The sequence below is a fragment of the Rugosimonospora acidiphila genome (genome assembly GCF_039543385.1).
GTDB classification, from domain to species: domain Bacteria; phylum Actinomycetota; class Actinomycetes; order Mycobacteriales; family Micromonosporaceae; genus Rugosimonospora; species Rugosimonospora acidiphila.
Genome location: NZ_BAABJQ010000003.1, coordinates 409,382 through 429,588, shown reverse-complemented (window position 1 = coordinate 429,588; position 20,207 = coordinate 409,382). Strand labels below are relative to the sequence as shown.

At 71.3% G+C, this 20,207-nt stretch carries 19 protein-coding genes; 12 read left to right on the top strand and 7 right to left on the bottom strand.

Going from position 1 to position 20,207, the window contains the following annotated elements:
- The first annotated feature begins 55 nt into the window (after window positions 1-55).
- Entirely contained in the window at window positions 56-856 is an 801-nt protein-coding gene (locus tag ABEA87_RS07185; RefSeq protein WP_345627215.1) for an SDR family NAD(P)-dependent oxidoreductase, read from the top strand.
- 72 nt (window positions 857-928) lie between these two features.
- On the opposite strand, the gene ABEA87_RS07180 is transcribed toward ABEA87_RS07185, so the two are convergent.
- Together ABEA87_RS07180 and ABEA87_RS07175 are read right to left on the bottom strand one after the other, a co-directional pair.
- Window positions 929-3,985: a Tn3 family transposase gene (locus ABEA87_RS07180; protein ID WP_345627214.1), complete on the bottom strand. Its 3,057-nt coding sequence runs from the start codon at window positions 3,983-3,985 to the stop codon at window positions 929-931.
- 451 nt (window positions 3,986-4,436) lie between these two features.
- Entirely contained in the window at window positions 4,437-4,925 is a 489-nt protein-coding gene (locus ABEA87_RS07175) for a MarR family winged helix-turn-helix transcriptional regulator (RefSeq protein WP_345627212.1), read from the bottom strand.
- 168 nt (window positions 4,926-5,093) lie between these two features.
- Here ABEA87_RS07175 and ABEA87_RS07170 point away from each other — a divergent pair, with 168 nt between their 5' ends.
- The 3 genes from ABEA87_RS07170 to ABEA87_RS07155 all read left to right on the top strand — a co-directional run bounded on the left by ABEA87_RS07170 (window position 5,094) and on the right by ABEA87_RS07155 (window position 6,979).
- Window positions 5,094-5,444, top strand: a complete 351-nt coding sequence (locus ABEA87_RS07170) for an antibiotic biosynthesis monooxygenase family protein (RefSeq protein WP_345627368.1) — start codon at window positions 5,094-5,096, stop codon at window positions 5,442-5,444.
- Between the two features lie 119 nt (window positions 5,445-5,563).
- Window positions 5,564-5,950: a VOC family protein gene (locus ABEA87_RS07165; protein WP_345627210.1), complete on the top strand. Its 387-nt coding sequence runs from the start codon at window positions 5,564-5,566 to the stop codon at window positions 5,948-5,950.
- Window positions 5,951-6,130: 180 nt separating this feature from the next.
- Window positions 6,131-6,979, top strand: coding sequence for a carbon-nitrogen hydrolase family protein (locus tag ABEA87_RS07155; RefSeq protein WP_345627208.1), 849 nt, complete (start codon window positions 6,131-6,133; stop codon window positions 6,977-6,979).
- Between the two features lie 218 nt (window positions 6,980-7,197).
- On the opposite strand, the gene ABEA87_RS07150 is transcribed toward ABEA87_RS07155, so the two are convergent.
- From ABEA87_RS07150 to ABEA87_RS07140, 3 genes are all read right to left on the bottom strand, one after another.
- Window positions 7,198-7,923, bottom strand: a complete 726-nt coding sequence (locus ABEA87_RS07150; RefSeq protein WP_345627206.1) for an alpha/beta hydrolase family protein — start codon at window positions 7,921-7,923, stop codon at window positions 7,198-7,200.
- A gap of 564 nt (window positions 7,924-8,487) precedes the next feature.
- Window positions 8,488-8,811, bottom strand: coding sequence for a YciI family protein (locus ABEA87_RS07145; protein WP_345627204.1), 324 nt, complete (start codon window positions 8,809-8,811; stop codon window positions 8,488-8,490).
- 55 nt (window positions 8,812-8,866) lie between these two features.
- Window positions 8,867-9,475 carry a dihydrofolate reductase family protein gene (locus ABEA87_RS07140; RefSeq protein ID WP_345627202.1) on the bottom strand — a complete coding sequence of 203 codons (609 nt, stop codon included), beginning with the start codon at window positions 9,473-9,475 and terminating at the stop codon, window positions 8,867-8,869.
- Between the two features lie 388 nt (window positions 9,476-9,863).
- Between ABEA87_RS07140 and ABEA87_RS07135 the strand changes: the two genes are divergently transcribed.
- The 4 genes from ABEA87_RS07135 to ABEA87_RS07120 all read left to right on the top strand — a co-directional run bounded on the left by ABEA87_RS07135 (window position 9,864) and on the right by ABEA87_RS07120 (window position 13,646).
- Entirely contained in the window at window positions 9,864-10,931 is a 1,068-nt protein-coding gene (locus ABEA87_RS07135; protein ID WP_345627200.1) for a tyrosine-type recombinase/integrase, read from the top strand.
- A gap of 11 nt (window positions 10,932-10,942) precedes the next feature.
- Window positions 10,943-11,344, top strand: coding sequence for a hypothetical protein (locus ABEA87_RS07130; RefSeq protein ID WP_345627198.1), 402 nt, complete (start codon window positions 10,943-10,945; stop codon window positions 11,342-11,344).
- 96 nt (window positions 11,345-11,440) lie between these two features.
- Window positions 11,441-12,397, top strand: coding sequence for an RNA polymerase sigma factor (locus ABEA87_RS07125; protein ID WP_345627197.1), 957 nt, complete (start codon window positions 11,441-11,443; stop codon window positions 12,395-12,397).
- A gap of 85 nt (window positions 12,398-12,482) precedes the next feature.
- Complete coding sequence (locus tag ABEA87_RS07120) at window positions 12,483-13,646, top strand: acyl-CoA dehydrogenase family protein (RefSeq protein ID WP_345627196.1); 1,164 nt, start codon at window positions 12,483-12,485, stop codon at window positions 13,644-13,646.
- Window positions 13,647-13,701: 55 nt separating this feature from the next.
- Here ABEA87_RS07120 and ABEA87_RS07115 read toward each other — a convergent pair whose 3' ends face one another.
- Together ABEA87_RS07115 and ABEA87_RS07110 are read right to left on the bottom strand one after the other, a co-directional pair.
- Entirely contained in the window at window positions 13,702-14,049 is a 348-nt protein-coding gene (locus ABEA87_RS07115) for a putative quinol monooxygenase (protein WP_345627194.1), read from the bottom strand.
- Window positions 14,046-14,462, bottom strand: a complete 417-nt coding sequence (locus ABEA87_RS07110) for a VOC family protein (RefSeq protein ID WP_345627193.1) — start codon at window positions 14,460-14,462, stop codon at window positions 14,046-14,048. The genes ABEA87_RS07115 and ABEA87_RS07110 overlap by 4 nt, the downstream gene beginning before the upstream one ends.
- 63 nt (window positions 14,463-14,525) lie before the next feature.
- Between ABEA87_RS07110 and ABEA87_RS07105 the strand changes: the two genes are divergently transcribed.
- The 4 genes from ABEA87_RS07105 to ABEA87_RS07090 all read left to right on the top strand — a co-directional run bounded on the left by ABEA87_RS07105 (window position 14,526) and on the right by ABEA87_RS07090 (window position 20,179).
- Window positions 14,526-15,494, top strand: coding sequence for a helix-turn-helix transcriptional regulator (locus ABEA87_RS07105; RefSeq protein ID WP_345627192.1), 969 nt, complete (start codon window positions 14,526-14,528; stop codon window positions 15,492-15,494).
- 338 nt (window positions 15,495-15,832) lie between these two features.
- A complete protein-coding gene (locus ABEA87_RS07100; RefSeq protein WP_345627191.1) occupies window positions 15,833-17,353 on the top strand; it encodes an IucA/IucC family protein in 1,521 nt (506 codons plus the stop codon).
- Window positions 17,353-19,023 carry an IucA/IucC family protein gene (locus tag ABEA87_RS07095; RefSeq protein ID WP_345627189.1) on the top strand — a complete coding sequence of 557 codons (1,671 nt, stop codon included), beginning with the start codon at window positions 17,353-17,355 and terminating at the stop codon, window positions 19,021-19,023. The genes ABEA87_RS07100 and ABEA87_RS07095 overlap by 1 nt, the downstream gene beginning before the upstream one ends.
- Window positions 19,013-20,179, top strand: coding sequence for a type III PLP-dependent enzyme domain-containing protein (locus ABEA87_RS07090; RefSeq protein ID WP_345627187.1), 1,167 nt, complete (start codon window positions 19,013-19,015; stop codon window positions 20,177-20,179). The genes ABEA87_RS07095 and ABEA87_RS07090 overlap by 11 nt, the downstream gene beginning before the upstream one ends.
- Window positions 20,180-20,207: the final 28 nt, after the last annotated feature.

Sequence of the window (20,207 nt, the reverse complement as noted above, 5' to 3'; positions counted from 1 at the left end):
TCCAGGTACCGCTGGTGCCTGGATCAGCTCCGCGGCCGGACGCAGGCTCGCTGCCATGAACAACGCACAGACCACCGACACCTCCACCCCAGCCGCCGTGGGCCTGCTGGCCGGCAAAGTTGCCTTCATCACCGGTGCCGGTCGCGGTATCGGCGCCGCCGCGGCGCGCCTGTTCGCCCGTGAGGGCGCCCGGGTACTGCTTGCCGCCCGCACGCAGGACCAGCTCAAGGCGGCGACCGAGGAAATCCGGGCGGCCGGCGGCACCGCCGAGTACGCGGTATGTGACCTGGCCGACGGGGCCAGTGTCCGTGCCGCCGTCGACCGCACCGTCGACCTGTACGGCCGGCTCGACGTCGCCTTCAACAACGCAGCGACCAGCGTGCCCCCAGCCCCGATGGACCAAGTGCCCGAGGCGGATTTCGACCACGTCTACGCCGTGAACCTCAAGGGTCCGTGGCTGGCCATGTCCGCCGAGGTCGCCGCCATCCGAGCCACCGCCGGCACGGGTGCGATCGTCAACAACTCGTCCGTCGGCAGCCTGATGGGCAACCCCATGCTGCCCGCCTACGGTGCGATGAAACGGGCGGTCAACAGCCTCACCGAGTCGGCCGCCATCACCTACGGCCCGGAGGGCATCCGCGTCAACGCCATCGCTCCCGGCACCACCCTGACCGAGATGGTGCGTGCATGGAACGACCGCTCACCCGGCGTCATCGACCAGCTCAACGCGCGCACCCCGCTACGCCGTGCGGCCGACCCTGACGAGATCGCCCAGGCCGCCGCCTGGCTCCTGAGCGACCGCGCCTCCTACGTGACCGGGACGGTACTCCCGGTTGACGGCGGCATGCAGGCATGAGCCGGAGACGCGCCTGCTGCCCACCTGGCGAGCCGGACCCGCCAACTGCGGAACCGTTGCAGTAGAGCCTCATCAAGCCTCCTCGGCGGCGTCCGGGTCGCGCAGGGGTCGCATGCCGCCAGGCATATCGGGCAGGTGGAAGGAGTACCGGCCGAGCATGTTGATGTGGTGCCGCACGAACGGCGAGAGGCGGGCCACGTCTTCGTCACGGACGTCGAAGCCATCCGCGCGCAGCTGGTTCACTGCGGCGTCCATGTACCGTGTGTTGAACAGCACGAGGGCGTTGAGGACCAGACCCAGGGCGCCGATCTGGTCTTCCATGCCGTCCTGATAGCGCTGGTAGAGCTGCCCGCTCCTGCCGTGGAAGATCTTCCGGGCGAGGGAGTGGCGGCCCTCCTGGAGGTTGGCCTGGCTCTTGATCTGCCGGCGGTAGCCGGGCTCGTCGGCCAGGCGCAGGATGTGAAGGGTCTTGGAGATCCGCCCGTAGTGGGCGATGGCGTCGCCGAGCGGGGTGGGGCGGCCGTCGCGGGACAGCATGCGGATCACGTCGTACGCGTGCACGGCGTCGGTGTGGATGGAGCCGATGATCCGCAGGATGTCCTCCCAGTGGCGTTCGATCCTGGCGAGGTCGACCCGGCCGCGGGCCGCGTCCTGGAAGGCGCCGTAGTCGGCGGCGCGGCCGATGCGCCACATCTTCTGATCCGGCAGGTCAGCGAGCTGCGGCGCGTACGCGAACCCCGCCAGGGTCAGCAAGCCGAAGACAATGTCGCTGTATGAGGCGGTGTCGGTGATGATCATCTCGGGGCGCTTGCCGCCGTCGCGGTCGTAGAGGACGTCCAGTACGTACAGCGAGTCGCGCGGGGTGCCGGCCACCACCTTCCCGCCCAGCTCCGCAGCCTGGTCGTTGATCATGTTCAGCCAGGTCGCCCCGCCCCGGCGCCCGAAGTACTTCGGGTTCGGCCGCGCGTACACGCTCGGCACGGGGACGATGAACCGCATGCCGTCCACGGAGGCGACCAGGCCGCCGCCCCACGCCTGCGCGAGCGGGATGGCCGCCTGGTAGTCGATCAGCGTGGCGTTCGCGGCCCGGTACGTCGCCAGCCGCAGATACGTCTGATCGACATGGGACAGGCGCCCGTACTTCAGCGCGTCCGCGGCTCCGATGACCGGGGTGTAGCCGACGTTGCAGCTGTGCGCGACCAGGAGCGCGGCGATCGTCACATGCAGGTCCTTCAGCCGGGCTTCGCTGCCGGTGACCGAGGTGAACGCCTGGTCGGCGCCGGTCCACGAGAACACCTCCAGCAGGGCCTCCGGCAGGTCGACACGGGGCAGCATCGCCTCCACTGCCTCGCGCAGATGGCGCAAAGAGGCAGGTTCGGGCTCCGGTTCCAGGGCGGCGAAGTGCAGGCGGCCGTGGTCGTCGAACACGATCTGGGAGTTCGCCGGCACCCGCGCGGCGACCTCGCGGTAGGTGCCGTCCAGCAGCGCGGCGCGCGCCGCCAGGTGCTCACCCGCCTCGGCGGGCAGGTTGAGCGAGGCGAGTACGGTCGGCTTGGCCTGCTCCCACGCTTCCCCGTCCAGCAGCTTCGCCCTCGGGTCACCCCACTTGGAGGAGTTCTTCGCGAACACCTGCTTGCTGCGCAGCATCCGGTGCACCTGCTCCAGCACGCAGAATGCGTACGCCTTCCAGTCAACCGTGCCCGGCTCCAGGTGCGGCGCGGACAGCACCAGGCGCCGCCATGACCCGGTGAGCAGGCCGGTGTCGATCTCCGCCGGGCCGACCTTCTTGCGTCCCATCAGGTCCGGCAGAGACTTCAACGCCTTCAAGACCGGCAAGCCCTCCGGCGTGGCGCCGAAGTCGACCACCGTCACTAGGAGCTTCAGGAACGGCCGTACGGTGCCGAACCGGGTAACCAGCTGGGCCCGCCATGCCTCGTCCGTGTCCGAGTCGAGCGGCGGAGTCAGCTCGAACAGCGCGGCGATCGCCGCCGCCAGCTCGTGCCGGGGCACCACCTGCTCGATCCGCTCCCACATCGCCTCCAGCGTCTCCACCTCGGGCGGGCTGATCTCCCCGGTGTCGGTGTCGACCTGCTCGCTGGTGCTGTCGAACACGATCTGGAACGCGGCGGCCAGCTTCGCCGATGCCCGCTCCACCCGCGGCAGGGTCTTCAGCTTCTCCTTCGCCGTCTCCCGTTCCGCCCTGGCCAGCAGCTTCGTCGCTATCAGCACCTCCAGGAGGTCCAGAGCGTCATCGACCGCCCGGGACGTCAGGTAGACGGCAGAGGCCAGCAGCGTGGCCAGACGCCGGGAGTCGCCGTGCCGCCTGAGCAGCGACGCCTTGCCATCGATCCCGTACCGGGGCAGCTCCTCCAGCCGTCGCGGCGGTATCGCGGACACGTCCACCTCGCCCATCCCGAAGGCTGCAATCTCCTCCGCCCGCTCCAGCGCCCACTTCATCTGAGGCCCGGAGATCCGCACCGGCCCCCGGCGCAGCCGGTCCAGCTCCGACACCCGGGCGCCCGGCGGAACGGACAACAGCGAGTCCAGCACCGCCCGCTGGCCGGTGCTCAGCAGGCCGTACAGGGTGTCCCACAGCCGGTTGTTCGCCGCCTCCCGGATCGTGCCCACCAGCCGGGCCAGGCGGCTGGCCCCGGGCAGCAGCACCCGGCGCTCACGCAGCCACCCAGCCGCCGCGTCGAACAGCGACTTCGGGCCGTCGCCGGTCGTCCAGGCCCGCGCGTCCAGCCACTCGCTCAGTTCGTCCCGCACCTCGGCGAAGTCACGCCAGCCTCCGGCCTCCTGGATCTCCCCGGCGTGCGTACGGGCCGTCCCGTCCCGCTCGCCGTACTCCTTGAGGCACGACGGATCGGCGATGCCCAACTGCTCGGCCAGGTACTCGGCCACCTCCGCCGGCACCTGCCGCGGGTCCGGCATGAACCGGCCCAAGTAGCGCACGCTCGTCAGCTGGACCGCGAACCCGAGCCGGTTGTGCGAACGCCGTTTGGCCTGCACTTTCTCCAGATCCGAGTCATCCAGGAAGAAGTACCGCTCCAACTCCGCACGTGACGGCGCTCCGTTGAACGCCGCGTACTGGGCTGCCTGTTGATCCGACAGGAACTCGACCGCCACCAGGTCCTTCGAAGATCGACGACATCGACCCGCGAAGGCTGCGCCGTACGATCAGCGCAGGTCAAAGCGTCAATCGATGCCGCGAGGGCTTAGCGCACGATCTGACATGGACGTTCCTCAACCCCCGATCTGCTGCCGTTTCCTGGACGACGTCGACCGTGACCTGATTGCGCTGCGGCGGACCACGCACCATCAGCTCGGGTTCGCGCTTCAGATGTGCACGGGTTGCGTGCGCCTGTTCCTGGAGCGACGCGCCGCGGTGCCGTGGCGGTGGTCGAGCACTAGGCCACGTAGCTCGGCATCGAAGACCCGTCGGTGGTGAAGCGGTACACCGAGCGGCGGCAGACGTTGTACGACCACGCCTGGGAGATCCGGGGTGCCTACGGCCCCCACCCGTACGAGGACGCCGAGTGGGGGCGGCGGTTCCGCAGGACGTTCAGCTCGGCTCCGGTCAGTAGTGCTGGACTTCTTTGGCCCAGGCGCTCATGCCGGCTGCGAAACCCTGCCGGTCGCGGGGTGACAGGGTGGCCAGTACGCGCAGCAGCGGCGCGGCCCGTTCGGCGACGAAGCGTTCGACGGCGGGGCGGTGCTGTTCGGCGAGCGATACCAAGGTGCGGCGGCGATTGTCCGGGTCTTCCTGGCGCTGCACCAGACCGGCTCTGCTGAGGGTGCCGACGATTTCGCTGACCGTCGACAGTGACACACCGATCCTGGCCGCCAGTTCGGACACGCTGAGCGTGCCTGAGGCCGCCAGCTGTGGCAGGACCGCGCCGTGGCGGCCGGTGAGCCCGTGCGCCTGGAAGATCTCGGTCAGCTCTTCGGGCATCTCGCTGGGGCCGCGGCGGAAGAAGGCCTCCACCAAGGGCACGAAGCCGATGATTTCCCGGACGTCGTCGGCCCCAGGCAGTTGCGGATCGCTCGGGTCGGGGTCGCTTGTCATACGCCAACCTTATCTCTTATGATCTCCAAACAGTTTGGAAATCCAAAGCGATTCGGGTCGTGTACGCAACCCGGCGCTCTACGAGGTCGACGTCAGCCAGTCCCGCTCGACCACGACTGAGACGCGCAAGCCGAGCGGGCTCCCGCCCGATGAGAGGAAGTGTCGAAAATGGCCAAGCTGCAGAGTCTCGACCCGCACACGCCGATGTTCGCGCAGTTCAAGGAGGAGACCGGGCCCATCGTCCTGGCCAACACCTTCCTCGTCCCGAAGGGGAGGGCTGAATCGTTCCTGGCCCTCTTCCAGAGGCAGGCCGAGTTCATGAAGGCTCAGCCGGGCTTTGTCTCCCTGCAGATGCACGAGGGAACGGGGGACAGTCAGCTTCTGATGAACATCGCGGTCTGGGAGTCGACAGAGGCGCTCGCCAGGGCGTTCGGCAGCCCAGAGTTCCAGCGCATGGCGGCCGAGTCCCCCGACGACATCGTGTCGTACCCGCACATCTTCGAGCAGATCAACGTATGACCCGACGGCTGGAACCGGTGGAGGGCAGCCGGAGAAACCCTGCCCCGCGCACCATGCCGGGTCGCCAAGGCCGCCGAGCACCCCACCACGCGTAGCCCCGTCCCTGAAAAGGAGTCACTATGACCGTGGAACTGAACCACACCATCGTCCCCGCCCGTGACCCGCAAGCCTCGGCGCAGTTCCTGGCCGAAATCCTCGGCCTGAGTATCGATCCGCCGGTCGCGCACTTCACGCCGGTCACGCTGGCCAACCAGGTCAGCCTGGACTACGACCAGCTGGACGACTTTGAGCCACACCACTACGCGTTCATGGTCAGCGAGCAGGAGTTCGACGCCGCCCTCGCCCGCATCCAGCACAGTGGAACCACCCACTACGGCGATCCCGCATGCCAGGAGGTCGCGCAGATCTATCACAGTAAGCGCCCCGAAGGCCGCAGGGGCACTTACTTCCACGACCCCGACGGGCATCTCATGGAAATCCTTACCCCGGGCGGCGCCGGGTCGTGAGGCCGATGGCGGCCCAGCGGATCATGGCTTCGCCGGTGGCGGGATCGCGTTCATGGTCGCGGCCGAGGCGGCGATGCGCCCTCAGCCACGCCCGCGTCCGTCCGTGCGCAGAGGGTGAAGGCGCGTGACGAGCTCGAACAGCTGGCTCCCCGCCAACCGTCCATCCGTTACGGTGCCGCGGTGAGCACAACTGGAAAGATTCGGATCGCCGTCGCGCAAACAGAGGTCGCCACTGATCCGGGTGCTAACGGCACGGCGATCCGCGCCGCGATGCGGCAAGCCGCTGGCCAGGGGGCACGCCTGGTTCACCTCGGCGAGGGCGCCCTGTCCGGCTATGCCGGCGCTGCGAAGCCGTATTACACCGGATGGCGTATCGATTGGGCGCCGGTCACCGAAGAGTTGCATCGCACGATGGCCCTTGCCGCGGAGCTCGGCGTCTGGGTAGTAGCGGGCGGCAACCACCGGTTGACCGGCGGTCATCGACCGCACAACTCGCTATGGGTAATCAACGACCGTGGCGAGCTGATCGATCGATATGACAAGCGGTTCGTGTCGCATGCGGAAATCACCGGCTTCTACACACCCGGCGACCACGCCTGCACCTTCGAGGTGGACGGGTTCCGGTTTGGGTGCCTGATCTGCATCGAGGTGAATTTCCCCGAGCTGTGGATGGAGCAACGGGCACTCGGCGTGGACTGCGTGCTCTTCTCCACTTTCTCCGAGGATCCGATCTTCGAGGTCATCGCCCGCGCCCATGCTGCCGTGAACGGGTTCTGGGTCAGCATCGCGGTGCCCGCCCAGTGCGCACCGACCACGCCGTCGGCGGTGGTCGGCCCACACGGCTATCCGCTGCGGCACGCCCGTTCGGATGGGCCCGACGTGATCTGCGTCGACCTGGACCGCGCCGACCCCGCGCTCGATATCGCGCTGAACAAGGCCCGACCGTGGCGGGACACGGCACGTGCCGGTGACATCTACGCCGCCCGCCGGGTCAGCGATCCCCGCAGCACCGATCGCACCGGCACCTGATGGCACCGTGCCCGGCCAAGCGGCGAAACTACCGAGGTTCGGATGTCGTCCAACAGACCTGATGCCGGACCGGCGGCACCGCCCATCGGCGGTACCGCCGCGATCGGCGGTTGTGCGTCCGCTGGCCATAGCCGTCGAGCAGGCCCGGGACCTGTCCTCGATGAGCGGCACCCCGGCCGACAGTTCCTATCGTCTGCTGCCGGCCTGACGGCCTGGCCTCACTTCAAGTGCCGGGCGAAGAACCGGTTCCCGCCGTCCCCCTCGAACTGCGGCACGCCGGTGTGCCCGCCCAGGTTGGCGTGCAGCGTCTTCTCCCTGGATCCGAAGGCGTCGAACAGGTCCAGGGCGAGCCGCCGATCGTTTCCCTCGTCGTCCCACTGCAACAGGACCTGCAGCGGAATGGTGACCTGCCGGGCCTCCTCGAACATGGTGCGGGGCACGAAACTCCCGGCGAACAGGAGGGCGGCCGAGATGCGCGGCTCGACCACCGCCAGCCGCACGCCTATGGCGATCACCCCTCCCGCGTACCCAACCGGGCCGCCGATCTCGGGCAGCGACAGGAGGGCGTCCAGGGCGCTCCGCCATTCCGGGACCGCCCTTTCGACCAGTGGGAGGACGAGCCGGTCGACGATCTCGTCGTCGACCGGCTCGCCGGCCGCCAGCGCCCGGCGCAGGTCGGCGCGAGCCTCCTCGGCGGCGGCGGAACGGGGCCGGCCACCGCTCCCGGGCAACTCGATGGTGGCCGCGGCGTAGCCCTCCGCCGCGCAGTGCCGGGCGCGGGCCACCAGTCGGGGGTACATCTTGTGCAGTCCGCCGGGGTGGCCGAGCAGGATCAGCGGTACCGGTGCGGATCCGGGCGTCCACAGGATGCCGGGGATCTCGCCGAGGGTGAATTCGCGTTCGAGGACGCCGTCGTCGAAGCGCTGTTCGGAAATGAATCGCATGGTCGTGCCTTTCGGGAGTGCTCTTGAACGGCGCTCCCGGACGACCTATCGCCCGACCGTGATCCCGGGGGGGAGCACCCATGTTGATACGTTCACGGGTACCACCTCCTCGTTCTCTCGCACGGCCTCTGGGAAACTAGCAGCGGTCGCCGGCCTCCGCCAACAGATTTTGGCGGAGGCCGGGTGCCACACAGCCACTCGCCTCACGGTCAAGGCCGGGGGTGTTCAGCGCTCATGGCCGTACCGACCTGTACCGGGCGGGGTACGCGAAGATCGCCGACAAGATACGCGAGACCGAGCAGTTCAACGACCCGGGACAGTGGCGATTCGACTGGGAGCAGCCCTACCCGCGCGACCAATGGCTGGACCTGCTCCCCACCACCGGCGGCCTCACCCAACTTCGTTCCGATCGGCTGGCCGGGATACTGGGCGCGGTCGGCCGGGCCATCGACGCGCAGCTGCCTCCCCGGCGAGGTCGACGTCGCCCGAGCGCCTGGTCGGGGTGGCGATCAGGCGCGCCCACACGTCGTGGTGAGGGCTGGGTGATCGCCTCCTCGACGTCGCTCACTGGAACGGCCGCACCTCGAGCTTCCGATCGCAGACCTTCGACGCCTCGGCGGCGAGCCTGAGCGCCACATCCAGATCGGGGGCCTCCCACACCCAGACGCCGGCGAGGTACTCCTTCGACTCCACGAAAGGCCCGTCGCTGAACACCGCCTGCTCACCCCGGTTGTCGACGACCGTGGCCGCGTCGGTGTCCGCGAGTCCGCCCGCGAAAACCCAGTAGCCCTCGGCGATCAGTCGTTCGTTGAACGCGCTGATGGCAGGCCGCCTGTCCGTGCTGCCGGGATTGCTCTTGTCATCGATCACGGAAACCAGGTACCGCATCTGAAGATCATCTCCTGTGGTGTGTCAAGACAGCTCGGTATCGGTGGTAGGGACTTCAGGCCGTTACATACCGCGGGCGCCCGGCCGGCCGGAAGACCTGGATCGTCACGCCCTTCGAGTCCACCCGCGACTCGACCAGGTCGAGCGCGAGATCCGGACCGGTCTCCGGGAACAGTCTCGCGCCCTGGCCGAGGATCACCGGGATCACGATCAGAATCATCTCGTCGACCAGGTCGTTGTCCAGTAGCCACCGGGTCAGGGCGCCACTGCCGTGCACCTGCAGCTCACCCCCGGGCTTGGCCTTCAACTCACCGATGGCCGCCGCGAGGTCACCGCCCAGAACGATCGTGTCCTCCCATCCCGGCGCGGTGAGCGTGGTGGAGGCAACGTACTTGGGGGCCTCGTTCAAGGCCACGCCGATGGGGTGTGCGCGCATCTGGTCGATTGATCCCCAGGAGCCGGCGAACAGCTCGTAGGTTCGCCGACCGAACAGGAACGCCTCGGCGCGCTGGTAGGTCTGCGTGATGAACGTCCTGGTCTCGTCGTCGCCCTTCCCCCGGGCCCATCCGCCGCGCTCGAATCCGTTCCTGCGGTCATCCGACGCGGCGCCGTTTCCCTGCATCACTCCATCGATGGTGACCTGAGTCATGGTCGTCAGCTTCATGATCGCGGTTCCTCTGCCTTGGCGCCGCCCCTTGCGGGCGGCCTCACCCCTGCTACGAACACCACCGTCCCGATCCGACACCTCCCCCCGGACTTCTTCGAAGAATTTCCGGGACGCCGGCCGTCGTGGATCCGACGCCTCGGGCTCCTGCTGTGGGCGTTCACTCGACACAGCACCCCGGACGCCGCCGCCACGGTGACCCCGCACCGCGAAGCGTGAGAGCGGCCGGCCGGACCACCCCGACCTCATCGAGGACCTGTTGACCTGAGCGTTACCCGCCACGGGGCGGGGTGGGCAGGCCGCGAGCCCGCACCCGGGCACGACGAACCCGAAGGCGACTACGGTAACCGTGTCACCATCTCGCCGGACTGGAAGGTCGACGACCACCATGGGATCGACACCGCGCGCAGGGGCAGGACTGCAACCCGTCGCCAACCGCCACAACAGATCCCTGACCCCCGGCGACACACCCGGCACCGACCTCGACACCGCCGCCGCGACCCGCGACGCCGCGAACCGGCTCGCCGCGCTCACCGCGACCTGGCTGACCATCAAAACCTCCGTACACACCCAGCGGGCATACCGGCGGGACCTGCGCGACTGGCTGACCCACTGCGAACGGGCCGGCATCGACCCCCTGGCCGCCCGCATCGCCGACGTCGACGCGTGGATCGTCACCCAGCGCCGGGAACCAGCCCGCGGCGGCCGCCCCGCCTCCGAGGCCACCATCGCCCGCCGGGTCGCCGCCGTGTCCTCCTGGTACACGTACCTGATGGCCAACACCGCCGACGACCCGCAGCCGCTGGCCACCCGCAACCCCGCCGCGGCCGCCGGCCGGCCCAAAATCGACCCCGACTACTCCGCCACCGTCGGGCTCACCGCCACCGAGGCCGACCGGCTCCTGGAAGCCGCCGACGCCGACAGCGCCACCTCCTCCGCCCTGATCCGGCTGGTATTCACCGCCGGCCTGCGCGTCGGCTCCGCCCTCGGCGCCCGCGTCCAGGACCTCGGCCACGACGGCGGGCACCGCACCCTGGACATCCACGTCAAAGGCAACCGGCGCGACCGCATCCCGCTGCCACCCGTGGTCGCCGAAGCCGTCGCCGACATGCTCACCGAACGCGGCAACCCCACCACCGGCCCACTGTTCCTCACCCCCACCGGCCGACCCATCTACCACATGTACGTGTACCGGCTCGTCCAACGACTGGCCCGGCAGGCCGCGCTGCCCGCCGCCGACCGCCTCACCCCCCACGGGCTGCGGCACAGCGCCATCACCGCGTTCCTCGACCAGACCCACGGCAACCTACGCGGAGCCCAACGCTTCGCCGGCCACGCCGACCCACGCACCACCGGCCGCTACGACCGGGCCCGCCGCGGCCTGTCCGACCACGGCGCCTACGTGCTGGCCGCCCGGTTCGGCGAACGCACCCACCCCACCCCCACGGAGCAGTGAGGCCAGCCGGCATGCGCCACGAACTGCTGCACCACCACAACCCCGTCTCCGACTGCGTGCTCGACATCTGGCTCGACTTCGACGCCGGCGCCCACGACGACATCGACATCACCGAGTACTACGACTACGCGTCCCGCCCCGACAGCGGCGGCCGGGAATACGCCTACTCGGTGCACTTCCCCGAACGGGACCTACCGCGCGTCGTCCAGGCCCTGACCCGCCGCTGCGGCGACATCACCCCCGACCCCGACCCGCGCACCGCCCTGGTCAGCTGCCTGCGCACCCTCATCGACCGCGGCGAACTCGGCGTCCACCTCGGCATCGAGGGCAGCGTGCGGGCCCTGCGCGCCTGGCTCGACGAGGCCGGCATCGGCCACCGCGAAGGCCGCTGGGCCTGGTTCGACAGCGACTGAACCCGACCCGACCCAGCAAGCGGACACCCCGGCCGGTACCAGGCACCACCGCGCGAAGCGGCGACCCGCCCCGCCGCCCCCCGTATCCTGGGGAAGATGACCGGCACCCTGCTCGACGAACCCTCCGACCCGCGACTGCTGCGCGCCGCGGCCGCCGGCGAGGTGGCCGCCGTCGGCGCGCTCATCGAACGGCACCGGGCCGGCATGCGCGCGGTGGCCCTCAGCGTGCTCGGCAACCGCCCCGAGGCCGACGACGCCGTACAGGACGCCACACTGATCGCCCTACGACGCATCGGCGACGTGCGCCAACCCGACTCCGTCGGCGCGTGGCTGCGCACGATCGTGCGCAACGTCTGCCGCACCCACCTGCGCTCAGCCGCCACCACAACACCCGTCGCCGACCTGACGACACTCGCGACGCACACGAACCCCGAACGGATCATCGACCAGCACGCCACCCGGGACTGGCTCTGGCGAGCCATCGACGAACTGTCCCCCACCCTGCGCGCCACGGTCATGCTGCGCCACTTCAGCCCCCGCACCCCCTCCTACGACCAGATCGCCGCCCTGTACGGCGTACCGGTCGGCACCGTTCGCAGCCGGCTCAACGAAGCCAGAACCAAACTCACCGAGGCGCTCGCCGCCACCGCCGACACGGCACACGACGACGCCGCCGCGGCCGCCCGAACCAGCGCCCGGGAGGCCGCGGAAACCCTGGCCGCCGCCGAACAGGGACGCTTCGCGCAGCTCACCAGCGAGCGGTGGGCACCGAACGTCGCCTACTACTCCGGCCGGCAGCGCGTCGGCGACCGCGACTTCCTGATCCGCGGCATGGAAGGCGACCTGGAGGCCGGCGTCCGCCAGCGATTCGTGACCGCCGTCACCAGCCGGGACACCACCATCTGGGAAATGGACCTGGTCAACCCGCCGGACAACCCGGACCACTGCCCACCGGCCGTCGCCTGGCTGATGTCCACCAAAAACGGCAGGGTGCACCAACTGCGGCTGTTCCACGCACCCAGAACCGCGGCCACCCCAACCGCCGCGCGGTGACCCAGCTCACCCACCACCGACCGAACTTCCCGGCGACCCGCGCGTCTTGTGGGTGTCCCAAGCGCCACCCGACCGGGAGAACCCGATGCCCAACGACACCACCCAGCGGCCCAACCCGCTGGACCTGCCCGCCCAACTCGAACCCGCCATCAGGGCGGCCGCCGACCAACTGGAAACCGACCGGAACCTACCCGAACACCTCGTACACCAACTCCGCGAGGCCGGCGCGTTCCGCCTGCTCACCCCCCGCGAACTCGGCGGCTTCGAAGCACCCCTGGAGACCACGCTGCGGGTGTACGAGGGATTCGCCCACCTCGACGCCTCCGTGGCATGGCTGGTGTGGAACGCCAACTGGGGATTCCTCGGCGCCCTGCTCGACGACGCGGGCAACGCCCGGATCTGGAAAGACGGCCGCGAACCCGTCTTCGCCAACTCCGGCATGCCCGGACTCGCCGAACCCACCGACGGCGGCTACCTGCTCACCGGCAACTGGCGAATCGTCAGCGGCATCGACCGGGCCGACTGGCTGGCCGTCGTGGGCGTCATCACGCACGACGGAACCCCCCGCCTGACAGACGCCGGCACTCCGGACATCCGGCTCTTCACCCTCCACCGCGACCAGCTGACCATCAAGGACACCTGGAACGTCAGCGGCATGCTCGGATCGGGAAGCAACGACGTCCTCGTCGAGGGCGCCCTGGTACCCGACGAACTCGTCGCCCGCTTCGACCTGCCGGCCCGCATCAAACGGCCCCTCTACCAGGGCTTCATCCCCGCACTCGTGTTCCCCGGCTGCTCCGCCGTCACCCTCGGCGTCGCCCAGGCCGCCATCGACGCGACGGTGGCCCTCGCGACCACGAAGCACACCTTCACCGGCGCCACCCTCGCCGAATCCGCACACACCCAGGCGGTCATCGCACGATCCGACGCCGCCCTGGCCGCCGCCCGGCTGCTGCTGCGCTCCGCCGCGCACACCCTGGACCTCGCCGGCCACAACGCGCAACCCGTCACCCTCGAACACCGGGCCGACCTGCGCGCCGCGATGAGCCACGCCGCGCAGGTCAGCCGGGAGGTACTGGTCGCCATGTACGAACTGGGCAGCTCCACCTCGATCTACCGCGGCAACCCCGTCGAACGGCTCTTCCGCGACGGCATGGTGGCACTCCAACACGCCAACCACTCCGCCGGCTTCTTCGAAGCCGCCGGACGGGTCCGCCTCGGCATCGACCCCGGCGTTCCCCTCTTCTGACGGACACCGGCGCCAGGGTGGGGGCCGGGGCGTCTCACCCCGGCCCACACCGGAATCAGGCCAACCCGACCCCGCCCAACGGCACGAAATCCACCCGCGACGGCGCACCATCCACCATCGCCAACACCTCGGTCATCCGCGCCTTACCCTCCGGCGAAGCACCCGCCGCCGACAGGGCCGCGGCAACAGCCGCCTCGTCGGACCACACCTCCACCACATACACCACGTCCGCGTCCGCGCGGTCCTGACTGATCAGGTACACCTCACAGCCGGGAAACCCGCGCAGCCCCCCGGCGACCTCCACCAGGACACCCGCCAACTCGCCGCCGCGCCCCGGCCTCGCCCGCATCGTCATCAGCCGGCCCACCCGGCAACCGGCACCCTGCGCCGCCACCCCGCTCACGCCCGAGTCGAGATGCAAAACGGATGGCCGGCCGGGTCCAGCAGCACCCGCCACCGATCCGGCTCAGGCTGCCACGGCGCCGCCGTGGCACCCAGCCCCACCAGGTACGCCTGCCCCTCGTCCAGGTCATCCACACCCAACTCCAGGTGCGCCTGCTTCGGCACCGCACCCTCCGGCCAGGTCGGCGGCCGATAATCATCAATCCTCACGAAGGCGAGATACGTCCCGCCCTCGCGGCCCAACAGCACGAAATCATCCGTACTGGCCGCGACCGGCAGACCCAGCGCCGTCCCGTAAAACCGGCCCAACTCGGCCGGGTCGGCACAGTCGAAACCCACCCCGCCATAACGCACCTTGCCCACCTCCGGCGCGGACGTCGCACCCGAGGCCACCTCGATCGAATTCTCCGTCATGACCCAGAGGCTAGGACCAGACCAGGACAGAAACAGTCCTGGTCGTCCGGCACACTCACACCCGTGCTCCACGCCTCCGCCCGCCTACTGCGCACCCTGTCACTCCTGCCCACCAGGCAAAGCTGGACCTGCGCCGAACTCGCCGAGAAACTCGCCGTCACCGAACGCACCGTGCGCCGCGACATCGCCCGCCTCCGCGAACTCGGATACACCATCGAGTCCGAAGTCGGCCCCTGGGGCGGCTACCGACTCGCCCCCGGCGCCAAAACCCCACCACTGATCTTCGACGACGAGGAAGCCCTGTCCGTCGCCATCGGCCTACGCGCCGCCGCCCTCAACGGCGTCTCCGGCAGCGACCAGGCCGCCCTGTCCGCGCTGCTCAAACTGCGCCAGGTACTGCCCGCCCGCATCGCCGAACGACTCGCCGCCCTCGACGCCGTCTTCACCCACACCCCACCATCCACCCAACGGATCACACCCGCCCTGCTGCTCAACCTCGCCACCAGTTGCCGCGCCGGGCACCGCGTCCGCCTGGTCTACACCGACCGCGCCGGCCAACCCTCCGACCGCGACGTCGACCCCTACCGCCTGGTCTACACCGGCCGCCGCTGGTACCTCGTCGCCCACGACACCACCCGCCACGACTGGCGCACCTTCCGCGTCGACCGCATCCGCGACGCCACCCCCACCGGCCAACCAACCGCCCTACCCGACCCCCCCGAGGCCACCACCCTGGTCACCGAGGGCATGGCGCTACGCCCGTACCCGGCACACGTCACCATCCGGCTCGCCGTACCGGCCGACGAAGCCCGCCGGCTCATCCCACCCACCGTCGGCGTACACCGGCCCGACGGCGAACACGCCACCATCGTCGACATCGGCGGACCCGACGCCGACGGCCTGGCCCGCTACCTGATCAGCCTCGCCCACCCGCTGCGCATCCTGCGCCCCGACGACGTGCGGCAGGCATTCCTGACCCGTACCCGCCAACTGCTCGCCGACAACCAGGACCCGGCCGATCAGACCCGGTAGACCTTCACGCTGCCCAGCACCGTGTCCACCCGCAACCGCAACAGCGGCGTTCCCAGGTTGCCCGGCTACGCTTCGGTGCGCCCCTGAAGAACTCCACGCCCGGTGATTGCGAGGCCGCACCGATGCTGCTCAAGGCCCTCTGCTGCGCGATGTCGCTGTTCACCGTGATCGGCGTGATCGCCGTACGCATGCGCGGCACCTCCGGACGCTGACCCGGTAGGAATGTATTTATTCCGTTGTGGCTGTTTCCTGGCCGTCGCCGGTGGGGTCACACTCCCTGGGGCATCCTAGGACGCTAGGTTAAGTGGGTTGCCAGGAGGGACGGCCATACTTGCCACATGACGATCTCGGCCGCCCGGGCGGCGGTACTGGGGCGGGTATGGGGCGCCCTGGCCCGCGAACCGATCCCGGGCGTCGTGGCACGCGACGGCGACGGTGCCACGCTGACCGTCCGGCTGGCCGGGGGCCGGACGCTGTCCGGGCCGTCCGCCGCCGCGGAGCCGTTCGCGACGGCACCGCAGGGGCTGCGCGTCGACGGGCACGACGACCCCACGGCCCTGGTCGCCGGGCTCGGCTGGGGGCCGGTCGGCGACCAGCTGGCCGCCGACCTGGCCGACAGCGTGACCAACCTCGCCGCCGCCCGGGCCGCCCAGCCCGAGCCGGACGGCGGCCCGCCCTACCTGACCCGCTCCCCCAGCCTGGCCGACCTCGAACAGTGCGTCGTCGACGGTCACCCGCTGCACCCGCTGTGCCGCACCCGCACCGGCATGTCCGCCGGCGAGGTGCGCGCCTACGCCCCCGAGTACCGGCCGGTCGTCGCGCTGCGCGAGTACGCCGTGCCGGACGGGCGGTGGCTCGCCACCGGGCGGCCGCTGGCGCCCCGGCTGCTGGTACACCCGTGGCAGCACGAGCACGTCCTGCCCCGGTACCCCTGGCTGGTGCCCACCGGCCGGGTGGTGCCGGCCCGGCCGCTGATGTCGCTGCGGACCCTGGCACCGTTGGACCACCCGACGCGGCACGTGAAGACCGCCGTCGACGTGCAGATGACCTCCGCGCAGCGGACCGTCTCGCCGGCCGCCGTGCGCAACGGCCCGGCCGTCTCCGCGCTGATCGGCGACCTGGCCGCCGCGGCCGGGCTGGACGTGCTGCGGGAACTCGCCGCCGGCGCGGTCCTGGTCGACGGCGCCCCGAGCCGGCACCTGGCCATGGTGTGCCGCCAGGCGCCGGTCACCGGCCCCGACGAGGTGGTCATGCCGCTGGCCGCGCTGTGCGCCCCGTCGCCCGCCTCCGGCCGGGCGCTGCTGACCGAGGCCGTGACGATCGGGTACGCCGGCCGGCCGGAGCCGTTCGCCGCCGACCTGATTCACCTGCTGTTACCGCCGCTGCTTCGCCTGCTCCACTCCGGCGTCGCGCTGGAGGCACACGGGCAGAACACGCTGGTGGTGCTGCGCACCGGGCAACCGGTCCGGCTGTACTACCGCGACCTCGGCGGCGTGCGCCTGCACCCGGGCAGGCTGGCGGCCGCCGGGCTGCCGGCGCTCACCCTGCACGGCGACCTGGAAAGCGGCCAGCCCGCCGAACTGCGCACCAAACTGTTCGCCGCGGTGCTGTCCACCGTGGTCGGGCAGCTGGCCGCGACCCTGCACAGCGAGTACGGCACCGATCCGGACACCTGCTGGAAACTGATCGCCACCACCGCCCGGGACACCTACGCCACGCTGCCCGCCACCGCCCGCGCGGACGAACGGGCACTGTTCGGCACCGAACTGCCAGTCAAGGCGATGACCGCCATGCGGCTGGCCACCGATCCGCTCCACGACATCTGGACCGCGCTTCCCAACCCCCTGGCAGGCCGATGATGACCGGCACCACCGACCCGGTGACCCTGGCCGGAGCCGAGCTCGCGCGGCACGCCCCGCACCTGCTCGACGCGTACCACGCCGCGCTGCCCAGGGCGGCCGACGTGGTCACCACCAGGCTGCTGGGCGCCGCGTGGCGCGAGGACCTCGGCCGGGCCCGGCACCTACTGCGCCCCGCCCGCCGGCACGGGTTCGACCGGGTCGAGCCGGCCGGCCCCCACCGCCATGGGCCGGCCACCGTCCTCGCCGAACTCGGCGTGCCCTGCGCCGCGCTGACCGCCGAACTGGTCGACGCCGCCGGCAACCTGGCGCTGGGCTACGCCCGCCGGGCCGGCATCGACGCGCGACTGCGCGCCCAGGCCAGCGCCGCCGGCGACCCCGACCTGTACGGGCTGGCCGCCACCCTGGGCACCGACGAGCAGATGCTGATGTTCGAACGGCTGGCCACCGAGGGGCACAACCTGCACCCGTGCGGGCGCACCCGGCTGGGCTGGCGGGTACCGGACCTGCTGGCGCACGACCAGGAGTCGCCGGCCACCGGGGTCGGGTTCGTGGCCGTCCGGTCCGGCCTGCACACCGGCGACGACCTCGGCGCGCTTCTGCGCGACGGGTACCCATGGCTCCCGCCGCCCCCGGCCGGGTACCGGCTGCAGCCGGTACACGCCTGGCAGCTGGAGGCCGTGCTGGCCGACCGGTACGCCGGGCTGTTCGCCACCCGGGACCTGATCCGCGTCGAGGGCGCCGTGCTGCGCGCCGCGCCGACCATCGCGCTGCGCACCGTGCTGCTGGAGCCGGACCGGCACGGGGCGCGCCGCTACCTCAAGCTGTCCCTGGACATCCAGGTCACCTCCACCCGGCGCACCATCTCCGCGGCCAGCACCCGCAACGGCCCGGCCATCTCGGACCTGCTGCACCGGCTGCTGGCCGACGAGCCGCGGGTGCTGCTGCTACCCGAGGTGGCCGGCGCGGCGGTGGACGCCGGCGACGGGCGCGACGTGTCCGCGATCGTGCGTGGCGGGCTGTCCGGCGCGCTGACCCCCGGCGAGGTGGCGATCCCCGGCCCGGCCCTGGTGGCCACCTCACCGGTCACCGGCGGCAGCGTGCTGTCCGAACTGCTGGCCCGCGCCGGCCTGGACCCGCTGGAGTTCCTGGCCCGCTACGCCGGCCTGCTGCTGCCGCCGCTGCTGCGGCTGGCCGCGGCCGGGGTCGGGCTGGAGGCCCACCTGCAGAACAGCATCCCCACGTTCGTCGGCGGGGTCCCGCACCGGGTCGCGTTCCGCGACTTCGCCGGGCTGCGGCTGCACCTGCCCCGGCTGGCCGCCCGCGCCGGCGGCGCGCCGCCGCTGGCGCCCGGCTCGGTGGTGGGCACCGACGAGGTGGACGTGATGCGCGCCAAGCTCGGCTACACCGCGCTGCAGGCCCACCTGGGCGAACTGGTCGCGCACCTGGCCGACGCGCACGGCCTGGACGAGGCGGCGGGCTGGCGGGCGGTGCGTCGGGTGCTCGACGAGGCCGGGGCCGACCCGGCCGACCGGGCGTTCCTCACCGCCCCCCGGGTGCCGCACAAGGCGCTGGTGCGCATGCGGCTGGCCCAGGCCGGTGCCGCCGGCCGGCACGGCGGCACCGGCGACCTCTACGTCCCGGTGGACAATCCCCTGCATGCTTCCTGATCGGGTGGTCGGCGCCCTGGCCACGGCGCCGCGGCCGGTCTGCGCCTACGTGTACGACACCGGGGTGGCGCGCGGGCGGGCCGCCGCCGTGCGGGAGGTGCTGCCGGAGGGCGCCGCGCTGCTGTACGCGGTCAAGGCCAACGGGGCGCCCGCGGTCGTGGCCGCCCTGGCCGGGGTGGCCGACGGGCTGGAGGTGGCCTCGGGCGGCGAGCTGGAGCTGGCGGTACGGGCCGGGGCCGGGCGCACCGCGTTCAGCGGCCCGGCCAAGACCGACGCCGAGCTGGCCGCCGCGATCGAGGCGGGCGCCACCGTGAACGTGGAGAGCGTGCTGGAACTGCGCCGGCTGGCCGCCCTGGCCTCGGCCGGGAAGGGTGGGCGGGACGGGAAGGCCGGACGGGTCCGGGTCGCGCTGCGGGTCAACCGGGCCGGCGCCGCCCTGCCCGGCAGCCACCAGATGACCGGCGTACCCACCCCGTTCGGGCTCGACGAGTCCGCCCTCGACGAGGCGGTCGCGCTGGTACGCGGGCAGCCCCTCCTGCACCTGGCCGGGTTCCACCTGCACGCGGTCTCCAACAACCTGGACGCCGCCGCGCACGCCGCCTTCGTCGCCGGCGCGGTGGACTGGTCGCTGCGCGCCGCCACCCGGTACGGGCTGCCGACCCCGGAGGTCAACGTCGGCGGCGGCTTCGGCATCGACCACGCCGGGGCCGGCCGGTTCGACCTGGCGGCGCTGCGCGGGGCGCTGCCCACCGCCGCGCCGCTGGTCTTCGAGCTGGGCCGGTACCTGGCCGCCCCGGCCGGCTGGTACGCCGCCGAGGTGCTCGACCTCAAACGCAACCACGGCCGGTGGTTCGCCGTCCTGCGCGGCGGTACCCACCACTTCCGGCTGCCCGCCGCGTGGGGCTACAGCCACCCGTTCACGGTGCTGCCCACGCCCGGCTGGCCGTACGGGTTCGCCCGGCCCGAGGTGCGTGACGTGGAGGTCGACGCGGTCGGGGAGCTGTGCACCCCCCGCGACGTCCTGACCCGCGGCCAACGGGTGGACCGGCTGCGGGTGGGCGACGTGCTGGTCTTCGGCAACGCCGGCGGGTACGGCTGGGACATCTCGCACCACGACTTCCTGCGCCACCCGTACCCGGAGATGATCGTCATCTGACCAGGGGCGCGCGGGCCGGCCCGGGTGG